The organism is Pseudomonas sp. AC463 (assembly GCF_979253585.1).
The window spans coordinates 1-239 of sequence record NZ_CEEDDZ010001118.1 but is presented as its reverse complement, the minus strand read 5'-3'; the positions used below and the strand labels follow the sequence as shown (position 1 = coordinate 239).

The 239-nt window shown below is 67.8% G+C and carries 1 protein-coding gene; it reads right to left on the bottom strand.

The window, feature by feature from the left end:
* The coding region (locus AC0IYH_RS33770) for an alpha/beta hydrolase (RefSeq protein ID WP_471838823.1) at positions 1-239 on the bottom strand (239 nt) is incomplete at both ends.

Here is a 239-nt window from a genome sequence, read left to right as displayed (position 1 = left end):
AGATGAAGCCGCGAATCTCCGGCCGCCGCATCAGCAACTGCATGCCGATCCACGCGCCGAAGCCGGTGCCCGCGACCCAGGTCTGCGACGCCTCCGGGTGGAAGCTCTGCACCCAGTCGAGCGCCGACGCCGCATCGGACAGTTCGCCGATGCCGTTGTCGAACGTGCCCTGGCTCTTGCCGACCCCGCGGAAGTTGAAGCGCAGGGTCGCGAAACCGCGCCGCTGGAACGTCTTGTAG